The organism is Winogradskyella psychrotolerans RS-3 (assembly GCF_000427335.1).
In the GTDB taxonomy this organism is placed as follows: domain Bacteria; phylum Bacteroidota; class Bacteroidia; order Flavobacteriales; family Flavobacteriaceae; genus Winogradskyella; species Winogradskyella psychrotolerans.
Genome location: NZ_ATMR01000157.1, coordinates 1 through 1033 on the forward strand (window position 1 = coordinate 1; position 1033 = coordinate 1033).

Here is a 1033-nt window from a genome sequence, read left to right on the forward strand (position 1 = left end):
CAAAATGGGCTCTATAAAAGAAATCAAATGAAAAATTTAAAAATAATATTTGTTGGAATACTTCTAATTCCCTTACTTTCAATGACAATTGGAGAAATTGAACTCGAATCAAAGTCTTTGCTTAATAACCGAGTCGAATTGAAAATTCCAAAAACTTTTGTTATAATGTCAGAAGAATTGATGAAAATAAAATATCCTTCCGACAATAGACCAACACTTATTTATTCAGACGAAAGTGGAGAAATAAATCTTGTCATAAATTTAACACCAGCTAATGCTAATCAAGATATAATAGAACCCTATTTAGGAAATTTTGTGACCATGCATAAAGACGTCTATCCTTCTGCCGAATGGAAAGATTCTGGTATAAAAGAAATTAATGGACAAAAAGTTGGTTATTTAAAACTAATAATTTCTGAATTTGACACAAAAATATATAAAGTAATCTTCTTTACTGATTTGGATGGAAAATTACTTCATTCAACATTTAAATGTAATGAAAAAAGTTTTTCTGAATGGGAACAAACCGCAGATAAAATAATGAACTCATTGAAAATAAAATAACAGGTGCTAACACCGTGTATAATTAATTGCTATGGCAAGTGCTTATTTGGAAAATTCCTTCGGAATTTTCTCGGGTTCGTATTTGTTTACTAATTTAGTTGCTTAACCATACACAACAACGTTAGCAGCAATGCAATTCGTACATTTTTGCCTAGTTATTTTTCGGAGATTTTTTTTAGACTTTTAAGTCAGATAAATTAAAAAAACTCAACTTATTAAAACTCAGTTGACGTCAGACTTGTTTCTAACCCGCCAAATTAAAGCCTGTGGGATCGTAATCGCTAATCAGCATAACCACGTCGGACTGACAAGCAGAACGTGCAATTCTGAACGTTAAAATGAAAAACTGGACTTATAAAAACCACATTTGACTTTGGACTTGCTTCTTATCCGCCAAATTCTGTTCTGTTGGGATCTAAGTCACTCATCTACTCTACTACGTCGGACTGACTAGCAGAACGTGCAATTC

At 31.8% G+C, this 1033-nt stretch carries 1 protein-coding gene; it reads left to right on the plus strand.

Annotated features, from left to right (window positions below; all coding sequences use genetic code 11):
• A partial coding sequence (locus tag ADIWIN_RS15145; protein WP_051155480.1) for a hypothetical protein occupies positions 1–564 on the plus strand: 564 nt, incomplete at its 5' end.
• Between the last annotated feature and the right edge of the window lie 469 nt (positions 565–1033).